Genomic DNA, 14006 nt, shown 5'->3' on the forward strand with positions numbered 1-14006 from the left:
CCTCAAGTTCACTTGAAGTAGTACAGTCACCTCTTATTAGCATGGCGCAATGGTAGGAGTGGTAACGCATGTTAGAAGATACGGTAAATACAGAGGATCAAACTGCGCTGGGAGCCGGACAAAAGCGGGTGTTGTTCAGCTTGGCTGTGGTACTCATTTTGCCAACGCTTGGCATGAGTAGTATCAATGTCTTGTTGCCAACACTTGCTGAGGAGTTTGGCGTGGGGCAGGCATTGGTGAATTGGGTCGTTGTGGCATATTTGCTTTCGCTTACCGCGTTTATTCTTGGTGCTGGCGCTGTTGGAGATAGCGTTGGCCGAAAAAGGGCACTTCGCATTGGGATCAGCGTCTTTTGTGTGGGCTCCATTGTCGCTGGGCTGAGCGTAAACCTTTGGATGTTGATTGCTGCTAGGCTGTTCCAAGGCATTGGTGCTGCGCTGTTATTATCTCAAGTATTTGCACTGGCAAGCGTTGCGATGCCAAAGCGTAAAGTTGGACTTGCAATGGGGCTACTCGGTACTACCGCTGCGATTGGCACGGCACTGGGGCCATTGCTAAGTGGCGCAATGCTAGAGTGGTTATCATGGCAGTTCACTTTTTGGTTGATGATATTGCTTGGTGGTGCAGCTTACTTTTTAATAGCAAGATTTCTGCCTGATGATGTCGCAAATCCACCTGAGCTACAACGTTTTGATGTTATTGGAAGCGTGTGGCTGTCGGCGTCATGCCTATTTTATGTGTTGGCTATGCCATCGAGTAGTTCGTTTAGTCTTGTCTTGCATAGCGTATTTTTCTTATTTTCAGTGGCTTTTATCTACTGTTTTGTACAAAGCCAAAAGCGTGCTCAATTTCCACTTGTGAGTTTGGCTTTTCTGAAACACAAGCTACGCAACACCTCGTTAATCGTGAGCTTTATAGTTGACGCCATCGCGATGTCGACATTAGTTGTCGGGCCTTTTTATCTCACTTATGCGTTAGGGCTAAGCCCGGTTACGGTTGGTCTTATTGTGTCTATCGGGCCTTGTATTGCTGCTGTCGCTGGTTATCCGTCAGGCGAGGTGGTTGATCATTTTGGCATCGCGTTTGCCATGTTTTTGGGCTTGCTGATGATCCTCATTGGAACAATTAGCTTTGCAATCCTACCTTCATTATTTGGACTTTATGGCTATGTTGTCGCGTTATTTGTGTTAACTCCCGGAAGGCAGTTGTTTCTAGCGGCTCACCATACCTTTGTGATGACGACAGTAGCCGAAAAAGAAAAGGGCATGGGATCAGGGCTCATTAATTTATGTAAAAACTTAGGGCTAATGACCGGAGCCTCATTACTTGGTGGTGTATTTAGCGTGTTGTTGCAGGTCAAGAGTGCGACCTTGGCAAGCTCTGCACAGCTGAATATGGCATTTTCAATGACCTTTTTACTCGCCGCACTGTTTATTTTGGTCTCGCTCGTTGCCGTATTTGTGATTAGCCGAAAGCAAGCGTTTTAAAAGTAAAATGCGTATTTCGAAAAATTTTTTCCTCCTTTTTTCAAACTTAAGGTTTTCTTAATTTTCGCTTTTTAAAGTTTTTACATCAGAACGGGAAAGGTGTGAAAACGATGGGCGAAGCACTACAAGCAACAAACTCACAAAGTCGTCTTAGATGGGCAAACAAGACTTGCGGTGCGCGCGCTGAATTGGAGCACGCTATCCACAGTGGTTTTGCCCATGCTTTTGGCGCTGATATTCATGAGTATTATCCCCTTTTAAGCCATTTAAACTACCGCCAAAGCGATTGCTTTTTAGGTCTTAGATTTGCAGCCAAAGACGCATTATTTGTGGAGCAGTACCTTAACCGTGCGGTAGAGCTGTGTCTCTCAACGGTTTCAGAACGTAATCATATCGCAGAACTTGGCAATTTGTTTTCAACAGGCCGAATGGCAACGTTAAGCCACTTCATTGTACTGACTCAAGCACTGCTTGAGAGTGACATCCGCTACTTGGTGTTTACGGCAACCAAACAAGTGCGTGCATTGATGAAGTTATGCCAAGTCGAGGTTAACAAGATTTCTTTGGCACACGGCACTATCGCCTCAGCCAAAGATTATGGCAGCTATTACCAATGTGCTCCCATGGTTTGTTCGGTCGATTTACATCAAGCCCAGCAGGTGATCACAAACACTGAAATGTATCAACACTTACTACAAGGACTCGAGGTGGAAGTCGCGAGCTTAAAAGAGGCATTTTTATATGTGTGATTTCTTAAAAAAACTGCCACATCAAGACAGTGATGTGATTTTACAACAAGGGCAAACTCGTCTCACTTTTGCTGAGGTAAAGTCTTACACGCAAGCATTGGCTGAGCGCTTTATTGTGATGAGTGGCGAGAGTGTTGCGGTCTCTCTAGACAACTCTATCGCTTGGTTATTGGTAGATTTTGCACTATTACAAGCGAATAAAGTGTCTATTCCAGTACCTCATTTCTTTACCACAGCGCAAGTTGAACACACCCTTGAGCAGTCAAAAGCAAACTGGTTGATCAGCGATACCAAGCTTGAAAATAGCGCTGAATATTCGGTGTTAGATGTCTATGGTCAAGCAATCTATGTATATCAAACTAGGTGTGAAAGCACGGGAATCTATTTTCCTAAAACGCAAAAGATAACTTATACCTCAGGTTCAACAGGCGAACCAAAAGGCGTATGTCTGTCGGTTGAAAACCAGCTTGTCGTGGCGAGCAGTTTATGCGAAACCATCGCACTTAATCGGCCTAAGCACTTATGTTTATTGCCGCTACCTGTGTTGCTAGAAAACATCGCGGGTGTGTATGCGCCGCTACTGAGCGGTGGCATGGTTGAGGTAACCGAGCTTGCGTCGCTAGGCTTTTCGGGCAGCCAATTGCTGTATCCACAAAAGTTGCTGCAAAAGATAAGTGAAGTACAACCAAATAGCTTAATTTTAGTGCCTGAGCTGCTGCGTTGCCTGCTAAGTGCCACGCAGCAAGGGTGGCAACCCCCTGCAAGTTTACGCTTTATTGCGGTCGGTGGTGCGAAAGTTGACACTGAACTGCTACAGCAAGCTAAACAGCTGGGCTTACCTGTGTTTCAAGGGTATGGGCTTTCCGAGTCGGGGTCTGTTGTTGCATTGAATACTGGTGAGCAAGATGGCAGCGTTGGTAAGTTACTGCCTCATATTCAGGCACGTATTGTGGCAGATGAGTTAGAGATCAAAGGTAATAACTTTTTAGGTTACTTAGGCGGCGAAGCGATAGCCCAAGATGCGTGGTTAAAAACCGGCGATAGAGTGTCCAAGCGTGAGCAGCATTTTGTCATCGAAGGTCGGCTAAAAAATCTTCTGATCAATAGCTTTGGACGCAATATTTCTCCCGAGTGGCCGGAGTCCGTTTTGCTTGCTTATGTACCTTTACTGCAATGCGTGGTGGTGGGTGATGGCAAGCCATTTTTAACGGCGCTTATTTACACCCCGACACAACTAACAGCTGCTGTGATTGATAACGCCATTGAGCTTGCCAACCAGCAACTCCCTGATTACGCCCAAATAAAATGTTATGTGCGCGTAGATGAAGCCTTTTCGGTAGGTAACGGCATGCTTACCGCGAACGGGAGACCTAAACGCGACGTGATTTTAGTTAATTTCGCGCAGCAAATTTCAGCGCTTTACTCCCAGAATCAATACGAAGCGGCAGAGCCCGTAGCTTCGGTTTAAAAGGAAAACGACAATGAGTAACTTTTACCAAATCCTACAATCCGAAACGGAACAAGCGCGCCAATATCTTCTAAGCGCACCCATTATTCATGATGTTTTTCATGGTCAGATCACCAAAGGCCAATACGTTTCATTTTTACAGCAGGCGTTTCATCACGTAAAGCACACAGTACCACTCCTTATGGCGTGTGGCGCAAGACTAGATGACAGTAAAGAATGGTTGCGAGAAGCGATAGGGCATTACATCGAAGAAGAAATGGGACACCAAGAGTGGATCCTTAATGATATTGCCGCCTGTGGTGTGGATAAAGAAGTAATACGTCATAGCATGCCAAGCTTCGCAACTGAAATGATGGTGTCTTATGCGTACGACAGTATCGCTCGTAAACATCCATTGAGCTTTTTTGGCATGGTTAATGTGCTTGAGGGCACTTCCATCGCACTTGCCGATGATGCAGCTCGTCAAATTGCGAAGAAACTTGGTCTGCCTTGTAGCGCATTTTCCTATTTAACATCTCATGGCGCGTTAGATGTTGAGCATATTGACTTTTTTGCAGGGCTGATGAACAAGATCAGCTGTGAAAAAGAGCAAGCGATCATTATTCACAGCGCTAAACAGTTTTATCGCTTGTACGGCGACATATTCCGCAATATTGAAGCGGTGCCTGCAGGTGTTGAATTTGCGGAGGTAGGTTGATGAAAGCAACAAAACTTGCCGTTATCACCGGGGGATCTCGGGGGATCGGTCGGGCCATTAGTAAACAGTTGGCCATGCATAATTGGCGTTGTTTGCTGATTGGTCGAGACAGCGAAAAATTAAAGCAGGTGATAGCAGGGTTATCCGGAGAGCACGATTATCTTGCTTTGGATATCACCGCTGAGGACGCTGCGACACAAATCGCGAGAAAAGCGGCGACTATGGGTGGGGTTGACTTACTCGTCAACAACGCGGGCATTAATACCATGGCTGGGTTTGCTGAAATTTTACCAACTGACTTAAAAAAGCAGATGGAGACGAATTTATTAGCGCCCATGCTAGTTAGTCAAGCCTGCTTACCACAACTGATCTCAAGTCATGGCACCATAGTTAACCTAGGTTCAGCGTTTGGTTCTATCGGCTTTCCATATCAAAGCAGTTATTGCGCAAGCAAGTTCGGTTTGCGTGGTTTTACAGAGGCACTGACGCGGGAACTCTATAACCGAGTAGCGGTTAAATATCTCGCGCCACGCGCAACCACAACTGAAATGAATGACGACCGCGCGACAGCTGTAAACCATGCACTCGGCAATCAGATGGACTCGCCAGAGATCGTCGCACAAGCCTTTATGAAATTGCTCCATAGCAACACCAAACGTGCTGCCATTGGTTTTCCCGAAAGGTTTTTTGCGAGACTTAATGGCTTGTTACCAGAGCTCGTTGATAACGCATCAATCAAAAAAGTGAAAACCATCCAAACCATTTTTTCCACTAAGGAGTCATTACGATGAACGCACTAAAAACCTTGTTAGCTTCAGCAACAATACTGATATTCAGTCAAGGTGCTTGGGCTGCATTTGACGATGATCTTAGCCAAGTCCAAACTAAATGGGCAACGGTAAATTATGAAACTGAGGGCGATGCCCAAGAAAAAGCATTTGAAGAGCTGGTTAAGCAGTGCGTGGCATTTGTTGAACAATATCCAGATCGCGCAGAAGCTTACATCTGGCGTGGTATTGTGCAGTCGAGCTTTGCAGGAGCGAAAGGTGGCTTAGGGGCGCTTGGTCTTGCCAAAGATGCAAAAGCCTCATTCGAAAAAGCCATTGAACTTGATAAAAACGCACTGTCTGGTTCTGCATTAACTAGTTTAGGCACGCTCTATGCTCAGGTCCCAGGCTGGCCAATTGGGTTTGGCAGCGATAAAAAGGCGAAAAAGCTGTTCCAAGAATCATTAGCGATCAATCCGGCAGGAATTGATGTAAACTATTTCTATGCACAGTTTTTATATGACGAACGTGATTATAGTGCCGCACTTGCGCACTTAAAAAAAGCGCAGAATGCGCCAAGCCGTCCGGGTAGAGAAAAAGCCGATGAATACCGTCAAGAAGAAGTGGCACAGCTACTGGCTAAAGTCGAAAAAAAGCTAAAAAGAAGGAATAAATGAGGCTATTACTTGTAGAGGACGATGAGCTACTGGCACAGGGGCTCATCGCATCACTCAAAAAAGAAGGGTATGCCATTGAGCATGCGTCGACGCAAAGACAAGCAATCAGTTTTGTTGAATCTGGTGAATTTGAGCTGGTGGTGCTTGACCTAGGTCTACCCGACGGAGATGGTTTAGCGGTACTCAGGGCGCTAAAAAAAACCAAATCGCAAACCACTGTGCTCATTCTAACGGCGAGAAATAGTCTTGATGATAAAATTGCAGGGCTGGATTTAGGGGCTGATGACTATTTGGCTAAGCCGTTTGAGCCAAAAGAACTGTTTGCGCGTTTACGGGTGATTGGTCGACGCTTCACCAAACAAGTGAGCAGCACCTTGAGCTGCAACGATGTCGTGTTAGATCTTGCCAGTCACGAGGTGCTTGTCAGTGGTAGCGCTCAAGAATTACCTCGTAAAGAATATATGCTACTCAAGGCGCTGATGGAAAACAGTGGCCGTGTGCTGTCTAAAACTCAGTTAGAATCTAAGCTCTATGATTGGGGAGAAGCTTTGGGCTCTAATGCTATTGAGGTGCATATTCACCACCTCCGCAAGAAAATGCCCGACGGATTTATCAAAACGCTGCGTGGCATTGGCTACGTGGTTGGCAAGGGGGCTTAGTGGGCACGAGAAGCTCGCTTGGAGGTGCTTCAATAACGAGAAAGTTGACCCTAATTTTAGTGTCAGCTTTGGTGCTGACTGCATCCATGGCCCTGTTACGGGGTTATCATTCCAGCATGGCGATGGCACAAGCACAATTAGACAGCCATTTAGAGTCCATCGCAACACTCGTTAATGCTCAAGTTACTGCGACTACCTTGCCCAGTGCTGCGGGTAACAACGCATTTTACTTTTTAGTGCTTGAACACAATCAAGTTGTTGCGGGCAGTGAGCTACTTGTTAAGTACAAGAACAAACTTAAATATCATGCTGGGTTTAGCACCCAAAATGTGGGGGCGACTAGACTCAGAACCTTCAGTGAAGCGTTTGGCGAAAGGCAAATACTGGTAGCAGAGCCGGTACAAAAGCGTTTTGCACTTGCTGAAGGCATGATTGTCTCCGCAATGACGCCATTGGTGGTGATTATGCCGTTTCTTGCGGTGTTTATTGCATGGATTATTTATACGGCGTTAAAGCCTTTACGAGATCTTTCTAAAGAGCTTAAACGACGTAACCCCAAAGACTTTACACAGTTGGAAGTGCAAAGCGACAAAGCTGAAGTGGCAATCGTTATCGCGACGCTAAATGACCTCTTTCAAAAGGTTGAGGTTGCGTATCTCAAAGAGCGTTATTTTGCTTCCGATGCCGCTCATGAGTTAAAAACGCCGATCGCAAGCTTAAAAATTCATCTGCATAATTTAACGCACGATACTAAGCATCCCAGTGCCACTGCTATGTCAAAAGGGCTTGAGCAGCTAAACCATGTGGTTGAACAAATGCTGACGTTAGCGCGTACAGAGCCGGAACTGTGGCATAAGCAATTTGCGCAGCAAGACTTAGTGGCATTAACTCAAGACTTGATTGCTAACTGTTACCCGAGAATTGAACAAAAATCACAAAATATCAGCTTAGAAGCGTCAGAAGCGACCATAGAGGGCTGTGAGTTCACATTAACCACATTATTTTCTAATCTAATTGGTAATGCTATTAAATACACGCCAATTGAAGGTGACATAGAAGTAAAAATTCAGCAGCATGCGCAGCGGGTTGTATGGCAAATCGATGATTCGGGTTGTGGTATGTCGGATGCGGAAATAGAACGAATTTTTGACAGATTTTATCGCGTTGGTGGAGATAAACACCCTTCAGGGGAAAAAGGGGCAGGTTTAGGAATGGCGATAGTCAATCATATAATTGCAATTTACCATGCAGATATCTCTTTTGCTCGTAGTCATTTAGGCGGGCTTAGAGTTTGTGTAAATTTACCGAGGGGGCTGGATGCTAAGGACTAAGGTCTCTTCGCTGTCTTTCGCGCTTGGTTTGCCTTTGGCGACCTGTAGTTTCGCCTTGTGGGCGGAAGAAAGTTATACCATTATTCTTAAAAATCATTTGTTTACACCTGCACAAGTTGAGGTTCCTGCAAATCGTAAAGTAAAGCTCATCATCGAAAATCAAGACCCTCAGGTTGAAGAGTTTGACAGTTTTGATCTTAATCGTGAAAAAGTGCTCTTTCCGAACCGTAAAAGTGTGATTTATATCGGCCCGCTAGCACCCGGTGAATATAGTTTTTTTGGTGAATTTTCACCAAATACAGCACAAGGTATCGTTATCGTGAAGGAGCCAAACAATGCTTCTTAATGCGGTGGTGGTGAGCGTGAACCAATTATTACCAGTAACTGTACTTTGGGTACTATTAGCACAATGTACCAATGCTGCTTTACCACTTAAAACGACACTCATCGCGTTGAGTGCGGGGCTAGTCGGCTGTTTTGGCATATGGTTTTTGGGTGGAGAAATAGCCTCGAGTTTTGATTATCGCGGGTTCGAGTTATTGCAAATAGGACTGCTACTCAGTTTATTTTGCTTAATGATTGCAACAAAACGCACCGGACGTACGGCACTTGCTGCCTTGGCCTTTGGATTAGCCGTGGTACTGTATTTGCACCATTTGGCAAGCTTTGCGTTCTCTTACTCAAAGCCAGCGGATGGTCAAACCCTCGCTATTGGCACCTCGCTCGGTGTGGGGATCTGTTTGAGCTTTTCTATTCTACTCTTCTTTTTCCTTGATTGGTTGAAGAGTAAGCACTTACCTTGGTTGTTGCTATTGTTATTGGCTTTACACGGTGCGAGTAAGGTGTCGATTGCATTGGACTTGGCGCTTCAAGTGGACTTAATTAGTGCCGCCAGACTTGAAATTGACTTGCGACAAATTGTGGACGAACACAGTGTTGTTGGTCGAGTGCTAAGAGTATTAGTGGGGTATGAAGCAACACCAAATGCTGCGACGCTTGCAGGGTTTGGAGGCGCGTTGATTACGTTCTTGGGATGTACATATTGGAGAACAGCGCATGCGAAATAATGTTTTACTCGCGCTGCTGGTGAGTTTCTTTGGGATTGTAGCGTTTAGTGCAAAAGCGGATGGTATGGTGGTGGACAAAGTTTATCATCCATACGTTTTACCGCTTGAACGTGAGTTGGAGTGGCGACTACTATCTCGCCAAACCGAGCAAGGGAATGTGTTGGCACAGCGTTTAGGACTTGGTTGGAGCCTCACCGAGACAATGACCATCGAAGGTTACGCAATAGGTGAGCGTGACGATGAGGGCAATTTTGACTTGGCAGCTTACGAGCTAGAGTCGCGGTGGCAATTTGTAGAGCAAGGGCGCTACTGGGCGGATATAGGCATGTTGTTCGAGCTTGAAAAACGCCATAAATTCGATGCCTATGAAGCTACCGCAGGGTTTTTATTTGAGAAGGAATTTGGCCGCACGAGCCTTACCATGAATGCATTTTTGGTGAGGGAGTGGGGTAAGGACATTGAGGATGAATGGGAATCTGAGTTTAGAGCGCAACTGCGCTACCGCTTGTATAGTGCTTTTCAGCCCGCAATTGAAGTCTATGTCGGAGAAGACTTTTTTGGTGTTGGTCCGGGTTTTATCGGATTGCATCGATTCGAAGGTCAAAAACAGCTGAAATGGGAAGCGGGTTTTATTTCGGAGATCAGCCAATCCGGCAAAGATCATAGCTTTAGACTCGCATTGGAATTTGAGTTTTAAGCGCCGCTTTTACTTTGTTTAAATAAAGGGGAGATGCAGCAAAAATGTCATTAGCTTATGGTGCATCTAGCTGCTAACTTTAGAGTCGAACTATAGATATCAAGGAAACGATATGTATCGCACGCTAACTTTATTGGGGTTGTTGTTCGTTAATAGTGCTTATGCACAGATTGCGCTTGAACGCGATATTCAAGAGCACATCGTGGTTGCGAACAAAGTATCTTTGCAGGTTTATCATGTTGCGGGCAATGAACCTGCCGTTATTTTTGAAAGTGGCTCTGCAGCGCCTGCCATTTATTGGACACCAGTAATGATGGGTCTCGCGCAGCAAGTACCCAATGCATTGGTGGCCTATAACCGTGAAGGTTATGGCAAAAGCGAGCTTAGCCGCAGAGCTTATAGTATTGATACGGATAATCGTAATCTTCGTGAAGTGTTGAGAACGCTTGATATTCGGCCGCCATTTATTTATGTCGGTCATTCATACGCATACTATGTAATGCAAAACTACATCACCTATTATCCAGATCAAGTTGCAGGCTTGTTATATGTTGACCCTGTGACCGTTTACTTCATCGATAAAACCCATGCCTTAGCGCAGGATAAGCTACTAAAACCCTTGAGTACTCTGCCAGAAAATACCTTCGGTGAAGCTCTGCGCCGGGAAACTCAAGCGCTAAGTGAAACCGTTGCGAGTGTTCGGGCGCATCAAGCACCTGATCATATACCGTGTCGTGTTATCGTTGCCCAAAGACCATTTGATCCAACTCAGCGCGATGTTAAAGCATGGCGAGAAGGACAAGAAGCGTTGGCATCACATTGTGATTCTGAGCTAATTATAGCCAAGGGGAGTGACCACACGGTACCTATGAATGCCCCGCAAGTGGTTGTCGAGCAAGTGGTGCAATTAATTCGGGAATTAGAGTCAAAAAAGCCTCTCTAGCTTTATGAATATTTTATTGCAATCTCTATTATTTACACAGGGTTAGGGGAATAATGTGTTTAAAAAATAGGGTGTTGAAAAAGCCGTGAAAAAAATATTGATATTTGTCATTAGCAAGTCATATTGATGATTAAAAATACATTGACTTAGGGCGGAATCCCTATATGATGTTCATAGACAGAATTTGAGTCAGTGTTTTAAAATCTCCATTACGTTGTTGTATAAGTGTTTGCTTGTAGTAGTACCGTCCTGAAGTTTTATCCACTCTACAAATTTAGGTCTATGCGCCCACATGGGCATAGCTCATCAATGCGCAGCATTGGTTTTTGTTTTTATATCAGGATTAGTATTATGTCTAACACTCTTACAGGTACCGTTAAGTGGTTTAACGAGTCTAAAGGTTTTGGTTTCATCGCTCAAGAAAATGGCCCTGACGTGTTCGCACACTTCAGCGCAATCAAAGGTGACGGTTTCCGTACACTTGCTGAAGGCGAGAGAGTAGAATTCACAGTTACTGACGGCCAGAAAGGTCCTCAAGCTGAGAACATCGTTAAGCTTTAATCGCTTAATTGATGAAGAAAAAGCAAGCTAAGGCTTGCTTTTTTTGTGCCTAAAATTTTGCTATTTGCTCCCTCGGGTTGAGTGAATAATGAACAAGCTTGTATAGCGCGGCTAGACAGATTAACCCCTCAAATTAGCATTGTATTTCTGTGTGTCTTGGCGAGATGTTCAAGCGTATTGATCGCCGAAGCATAAATCTCTCGCGATGTTTTATTGAGCCCGCCGCTAGCTGCTGAGATTTCAAATGTACGCTTCATATCACCAAGTAAATTGATTTTTTCGTGAGGATTTTCAGTTATTGATATTGGCGCGCCGATAGCCATCATTTGGCCTGAATCAATAAATCCTCCTTCGAATAGTTCTCGGGACATAGCCCGTACTTCCGCAGCTGAAATGTTGTGAACGTTGTAGTTAGAGGCAATAGTTTGCCAATTATGTTCGGCACAGTTTGCGGTTTGGCTAATGGAGACTCGGGTGTCTTTCTGTACTGCCTGAGCCTCTTTTGGTTGATGCGGGCTATGGCTGCTATAAGTTTCTGGTGATCCAACCTCCTGGGTTTGGCTAACAAGCATAGGTAATCCTTTAGATGATGAAATGTAGATCAATAATTGAGCAATTATCGTGCCGCAACATTTTGGGTAGCTGTTCTGTATTCAATAGCGAGTTAAAGAAGAATATAGAGGGTGCTCCACTCACTTTTACAGTATCATATGTCCATGATACACAGTCTTAAAAGTGATACGGTTAATTATGTCTTTACCACCTTGCCCCAAGTGCAATTCTGAATATGTTTATCAAGATCAAAGTCAGCTAATATGCCCTGAATGTGCTTACGAATGGGATCCAAACGCGACTGCTACCGAGGACGACATTCAAGTAAAAGATGCCAATGGCACACTATTAGTGGATGGCGATAAAGTCACTGTGATTAAAGATCTTAAGATTAAAGGCAGCTCACAAGTCATTAAGATTGGCACCAAGGCTTTGGTAAGGCGTGTGCTGGATAAAAAAGACCACGAACTTGACTGCAAGGTTGATGGCGTAGGTGAAATGATGGTTACGGCGAAATTTGTGAAAAAAGCAAATACTTAAGTGGGTAAGTGCTTGAAGTTTATTAAGTTTTAAAGTTGCTCCAGTGGGCTGAGGGTGGTGCCAAATCTTGTGCCAATAACATGAGTATATCTTTCAGTTGTACGAATATCAGTGTGGCCCAAAAGCTCCTGAACAGTTCTGATATCGGTTCCGTTGATTAATAGTTGTGTTGCAAACGTGTGTCGGAAAGTATGAGCTTTAACTTGTTTTGGGATATTGCATTGCTTAACGGCGCTCCTTAGCTGTTTTCTAAAAGCGGTTTCGTGTATGTGATGCCGGCAAATATAGCCATCATGGGGGTGCTGACAGCGAGTAGTGGAAGGAAAAAGGTACTGCCATGAAAGATCTTTAGCTGCATTTTTATATTTTTTGATAAGAGATACAGGCAAAGATGTAAAACCAAAGCCCGCTTTTATATCTTGCTGATGTACCATGGTTGCATATTCGATTTGCGCCGTTAATTGCGAATGCAATGACTTGGGCAGCAGCGTATATCGGTCTTTTTTGCCCTTTCCTCTAAATACAAATAGAGTGCTATTAGTAAAGTTGATATCTTTTATTCTCAGGTGTAAGGCTTCGTTTATTCTGAGCCCACAACCATAAAGAAGAGATGCGACTAATTGATACTTGCCATGTAGCTTAGAGATAATCATCATTGCCTCTTCATGAGTTAGTACACATGGGATTGCTTGCTCTTTTTTAGTTAGCGTGTATTTTAACCCTTGAATTTCCCGCTGTATCACATAGCGATATAAAAAAATAAGGGCACACAACGCTTGGTTTTGCGTTGCGCTACTAACTTGCTTGTTGACCGCAAGGTGGTTTAAAAAACGCTCAACTTCTTGATTGCCCATTTGCTCAGGGTGCTTTTTATCATTAAACAAAATGTAGGACTTAATCCAAAATAGGTAGGACTTCTCTGTTCTGATGCTATAGCGTTTTGTTCTAAGCTCTAGCCTAACAGACTCTAAAAATGGTGATCTAGGCATTTTGAATCCTTTGTTCACTGTTTATTTATACAGTTATAAGTGACAGGTAACAAAATTGCAAGGTAAGCTGCCTAATGTTTTAAGAAAAGATCAATAACGAGAAATAAAAAGGCTCGGATATCTCGTAAGTGCCATTTAAAACTGAGTATTTTTAATATGTTAGCTATTTGCAACTTGTTCTTAGCGAGCCAATTTGTGGCTCGGATAAGTCCCAACTCGTTTTTTCAGGTAATTTGCATGTTGAAATGACAAAGTTTGGCTGGTAACTTACTAAAAATATTAAATAAAGTTAGCTTGAATGTTGTATTCATTTCTCTTGTGGATAAGTGAGATATTCAGGAATTCATGCTAATAAGCTGTTATATGGCAATCGAGGTTAAGTGTTGGATTCAAGTTTAAGTAAAGATGCTTTAGCTCACTTGGAGGTTATGACTCAAGTAACCATGTATCTTCGTTCGATCGGTTTTAAAACGAGAAGTCCTAAAAGTTTTACGTTGTTTGGTCTTTTTAAACGGGCAAGCACTCTAGACTCAGAGCTAGTTGCAGATTTAATGGATGCAATTCACAATACTCCAGCTCAAGTTTCGAAACCATTCTGCCCAACAGAAGAATATATAAAAACTTACTATCGCAGTTTTGATCTTAAGCATCCAAATTCAATTTCTTTAGAAGCAATATTTAAAAATTACATTGATGATTAAGCCATATAACAATCAGTTTAAAAGCGGACAAAATTCAGTTGGCTGGTTTCGCTCCGCTTCACATTATAGCCAACCAAATTTTGCTTTTTAACTGAGGCGTTAGCTATATGTTCAAGTATCT

Annotated in this window: 17 protein-coding genes; 15 read left to right on the top strand and 2 right to left on the bottom strand. The window is 43.8% G+C overall.

Annotated features, from left to right (window positions below):
- Positions 1 to 68: 68 nt before the first annotated feature.
- The 13 genes from ABMY45_RS04315 to ABMY45_RS04375 all read left to right on the top strand — a co-directional run bounded on the left by ABMY45_RS04315 (position 69) and on the right by ABMY45_RS04375 (position 11103).
- The gene (locus ABMY45_RS04315) at positions 69 to 1487 is read left to right on the top strand and encodes an MFS transporter (protein ID WP_227388082.1); all 1419 of its coding nucleotides are present in this window, start codon (positions 69 to 71) and stop codon (positions 1485 to 1487) included.
- 110 nt (positions 1488 to 1597) lie between these two features.
- Positions 1598 to 2236: a thermostable hemolysin gene (locus ABMY45_RS04320; protein WP_349288463.1), complete on the top strand. Its 639-nt coding sequence runs from the start codon at positions 1598 to 1600 to the stop codon at positions 2234 to 2236.
- Entirely contained in the window at positions 2229 to 3704 is a 1476-nt protein-coding gene (locus ABMY45_RS04325; protein WP_349288464.1) for an AMP-binding protein, read from the top strand. Before ABMY45_RS04320 ends, ABMY45_RS04325 begins: the two co-directional genes overlap by 8 nt.
- A 13-nt stretch (positions 3705 to 3717) precedes the next feature.
- Positions 3718 to 4401: an iron-containing redox enzyme family protein gene (locus ABMY45_RS04330; RefSeq protein WP_349288465.1), complete on the top strand. Its 684-nt coding sequence runs from the start codon at positions 3718 to 3720 to the stop codon at positions 4399 to 4401.
- The gene (locus ABMY45_RS04335) at positions 4401 to 5192 is read left to right on the top strand and encodes an SDR family oxidoreductase (RefSeq protein WP_349288466.1); all 792 of its coding nucleotides are present in this window, start codon (positions 4401 to 4403) and stop codon (positions 5190 to 5192) included. Before ABMY45_RS04330 ends, ABMY45_RS04335 begins: the two co-directional genes overlap by 1 nt.
- Entirely contained in the window at positions 5189 to 5845 is a 657-nt protein-coding gene (locus tag ABMY45_RS04340) for a hypothetical protein (RefSeq protein WP_239422071.1), read from the top strand. Before ABMY45_RS04335 ends, ABMY45_RS04340 begins: the two co-directional genes overlap by 4 nt.
- Entirely contained in the window at positions 5842 to 6504 is a 663-nt protein-coding gene (locus ABMY45_RS04345; protein WP_239422070.1) for a response regulator, read from the top strand. Before ABMY45_RS04340 ends, ABMY45_RS04345 begins: the two co-directional genes overlap by 4 nt.
- The gene (locus ABMY45_RS04350) at positions 6504 to 7835 is read left to right on the top strand and encodes an ATP-binding protein (protein ID WP_349288467.1); all 1332 of its coding nucleotides are present in this window, start codon (positions 6504 to 6506) and stop codon (positions 7833 to 7835) included. Before ABMY45_RS04345 ends, ABMY45_RS04350 begins: the two co-directional genes overlap by 1 nt.
- On the top strand, positions 7822 to 8181 hold the full coding sequence (locus ABMY45_RS04355) for a cupredoxin domain-containing protein (RefSeq protein ID WP_010603824.1): 360 nt from the start codon (positions 7822 to 7824) through the stop codon (positions 8179 to 8181). Before ABMY45_RS04350 ends, ABMY45_RS04355 begins: the two co-directional genes overlap by 14 nt.
- Positions 8171 to 8902, top strand: a complete 732-nt coding sequence (locus tag ABMY45_RS04360) for a hypothetical protein (protein ID WP_102058325.1) — start codon at positions 8171 to 8173, stop codon at positions 8900 to 8902. The genes ABMY45_RS04355 and ABMY45_RS04360 overlap by 11 nt, the downstream gene beginning before the upstream one ends.
- On the top strand, positions 8892 to 9599 hold the full coding sequence (locus ABMY45_RS04365) for a hypothetical protein (RefSeq protein WP_174169585.1): 708 nt from the start codon (positions 8892 to 8894) through the stop codon (positions 9597 to 9599). Before ABMY45_RS04360 ends, ABMY45_RS04365 begins: the two co-directional genes overlap by 11 nt.
- 112 nt (positions 9600 to 9711) lie before the next feature.
- Positions 9712 to 10542 carry an alpha/beta hydrolase gene (locus ABMY45_RS04370; RefSeq protein ID WP_239422067.1) on the top strand — a complete coding sequence of 277 codons (831 nt, stop codon included), beginning with the start codon at positions 9712 to 9714 and terminating at the stop codon, positions 10540 to 10542.
- A 351-nt stretch (positions 10543 to 10893) separates the two neighbouring features.
- The gene (locus ABMY45_RS04375; RefSeq protein ID WP_010603820.1) at positions 10894 to 11103 is read left to right on the top strand and encodes a cold shock domain-containing protein; all 210 of its coding nucleotides are present in this window, start codon (positions 10894 to 10896) and stop codon (positions 11101 to 11103) included.
- 128 nt (positions 11104 to 11231) lie between these two features.
- Here the strand turns inward: ABMY45_RS04375 and ABMY45_RS04380 are convergent, their stop codons facing one another.
- The gene (locus ABMY45_RS04380) at positions 11232 to 11675 is read right to left on the bottom strand and encodes a hypothetical protein (protein ID WP_237117032.1); all 444 of its coding nucleotides are present in this window, start codon (positions 11673 to 11675) and stop codon (positions 11232 to 11234) included.
- Between the two features lie 178 nt (positions 11676 to 11853).
- On the opposite strand from ABMY45_RS04380, the gene ABMY45_RS04385 reads away from it, so the two are divergent.
- Entirely contained in the window at positions 11854 to 12195 is a 342-nt protein-coding gene (locus ABMY45_RS04385) for a zinc ribbon domain-containing protein YjdM (protein ID WP_010603818.1), read from the top strand.
- Between the two features lie 29 nt (positions 12196 to 12224).
- On the opposite strand, the gene ABMY45_RS04390 is transcribed toward ABMY45_RS04385, so the two are convergent.
- On the bottom strand, positions 12225 to 13184 hold the full coding sequence (locus ABMY45_RS04390) for an integron integrase (protein WP_128731828.1): 960 nt from the start codon (positions 13182 to 13184) through the stop codon (positions 12225 to 12227).
- A 383-nt stretch (positions 13185 to 13567) separates the two neighbouring features.
- On the opposite strand from ABMY45_RS04390, the gene ABMY45_RS04395 reads away from it, so the two are divergent.
- Positions 13568 to 13885 (top strand): hypothetical protein, encoded by a 318-nt coding sequence (locus ABMY45_RS04395; RefSeq protein ID WP_188249475.1) that lies wholly within the window; start codon positions 13568 to 13570, stop codon positions 13883 to 13885.
- Positions 13886 to 14006: the final 121 nt, after the last annotated feature.

The organism is Pseudoalteromonas sp. XMcav11-Q (assembly GCF_040104525.1).
Lineage (GTDB): Bacteria > Pseudomonadota > Gammaproteobacteria > Enterobacterales > Alteromonadaceae > Pseudoalteromonas.

What these genes read in the sequence shown, in the direction of transcription:
- ABMY45_RS04315 (WP_227388082.1), top strand. Translation starts at nt 69, where the DNA reads ATGTTAGAAGATACGGTAAATACAGAGGATCAAACTGCGCTGGGAGCC.
- ABMY45_RS04320 (WP_349288463.1), top strand. Translation starts at nt 1,598, where the DNA reads ATGGGCGAAGCACTACAAGCAACAAACTCACAAAGTCGTCTTAGATGG.
- ABMY45_RS04325 (WP_349288464.1), top strand. Translation starts at nt 2,229, where the DNA reads ATGTGTGATTTCTTAAAAAAACTGCCACATCAAGACAGTGATGTGATT.
- ABMY45_RS04330 (WP_349288465.1), top strand. Translation starts at nt 3,718, where the DNA reads ATGAGTAACTTTTACCAAATCCTACAATCCGAAACGGAACAAGCGCGC.
- ABMY45_RS04335 (WP_349288466.1), top strand. Translation starts at nt 4,401, where the DNA reads ATGAAAGCAACAAAACTTGCCGTTATCACCGGGGGATCTCGGGGGATC.
- ABMY45_RS04340 (WP_239422071.1), top strand. Translation starts at nt 5,189, where the DNA reads ATGAACGCACTAAAAACCTTGTTAGCTTCAGCAACAATACTGATATTC.
- ABMY45_RS04345 (WP_239422070.1), top strand. Translation starts at nt 5,842, where the DNA reads ATGAGGCTATTACTTGTAGAGGACGATGAGCTACTGGCACAGGGGCTC.
- ABMY45_RS04355 (WP_010603824.1), top strand. Translation starts at nt 7,822, where the DNA reads ATGCTAAGGACTAAGGTCTCTTCGCTGTCTTTCGCGCTTGGTTTGCCT.
- ABMY45_RS04360 (WP_102058325.1), top strand. Translation starts at nt 8,171, where the DNA reads ATGCTTCTTAATGCGGTGGTGGTGAGCGTGAACCAATTATTACCAGTA.
- ABMY45_RS04365 (WP_174169585.1), top strand. Translation starts at nt 8,892, where the DNA reads ATGCGAAATAATGTTTTACTCGCGCTGCTGGTGAGTTTCTTTGGGATT.
- ABMY45_RS04370 (WP_239422067.1), top strand. Translation starts at nt 9,712, where the DNA reads ATGTATCGCACGCTAACTTTATTGGGGTTGTTGTTCGTTAATAGTGCT.
- ABMY45_RS04375 (WP_010603820.1), top strand. Translation starts at nt 10,894, where the DNA reads ATGTCTAACACTCTTACAGGTACCGTTAAGTGGTTTAACGAGTCTAAA.
- ABMY45_RS04380 (WP_237117032.1), bottom strand. Translation starts at nt 11,675, where the DNA reads ATGCTTGTTAGCCAAACCCAGGAGGTTGGATCACCAGAAACTTATAGC.
- ABMY45_RS04385 (WP_010603818.1), top strand. Translation starts at nt 11,854, where the DNA reads ATGTCTTTACCACCTTGCCCCAAGTGCAATTCTGAATATGTTTATCAA.
- ABMY45_RS04390 (WP_128731828.1), bottom strand. Translation starts at nt 13,184, where the DNA reads ATGCCTAGATCACCATTTTTAGAGTCTGTTAGGCTAGAGCTTAGAACA.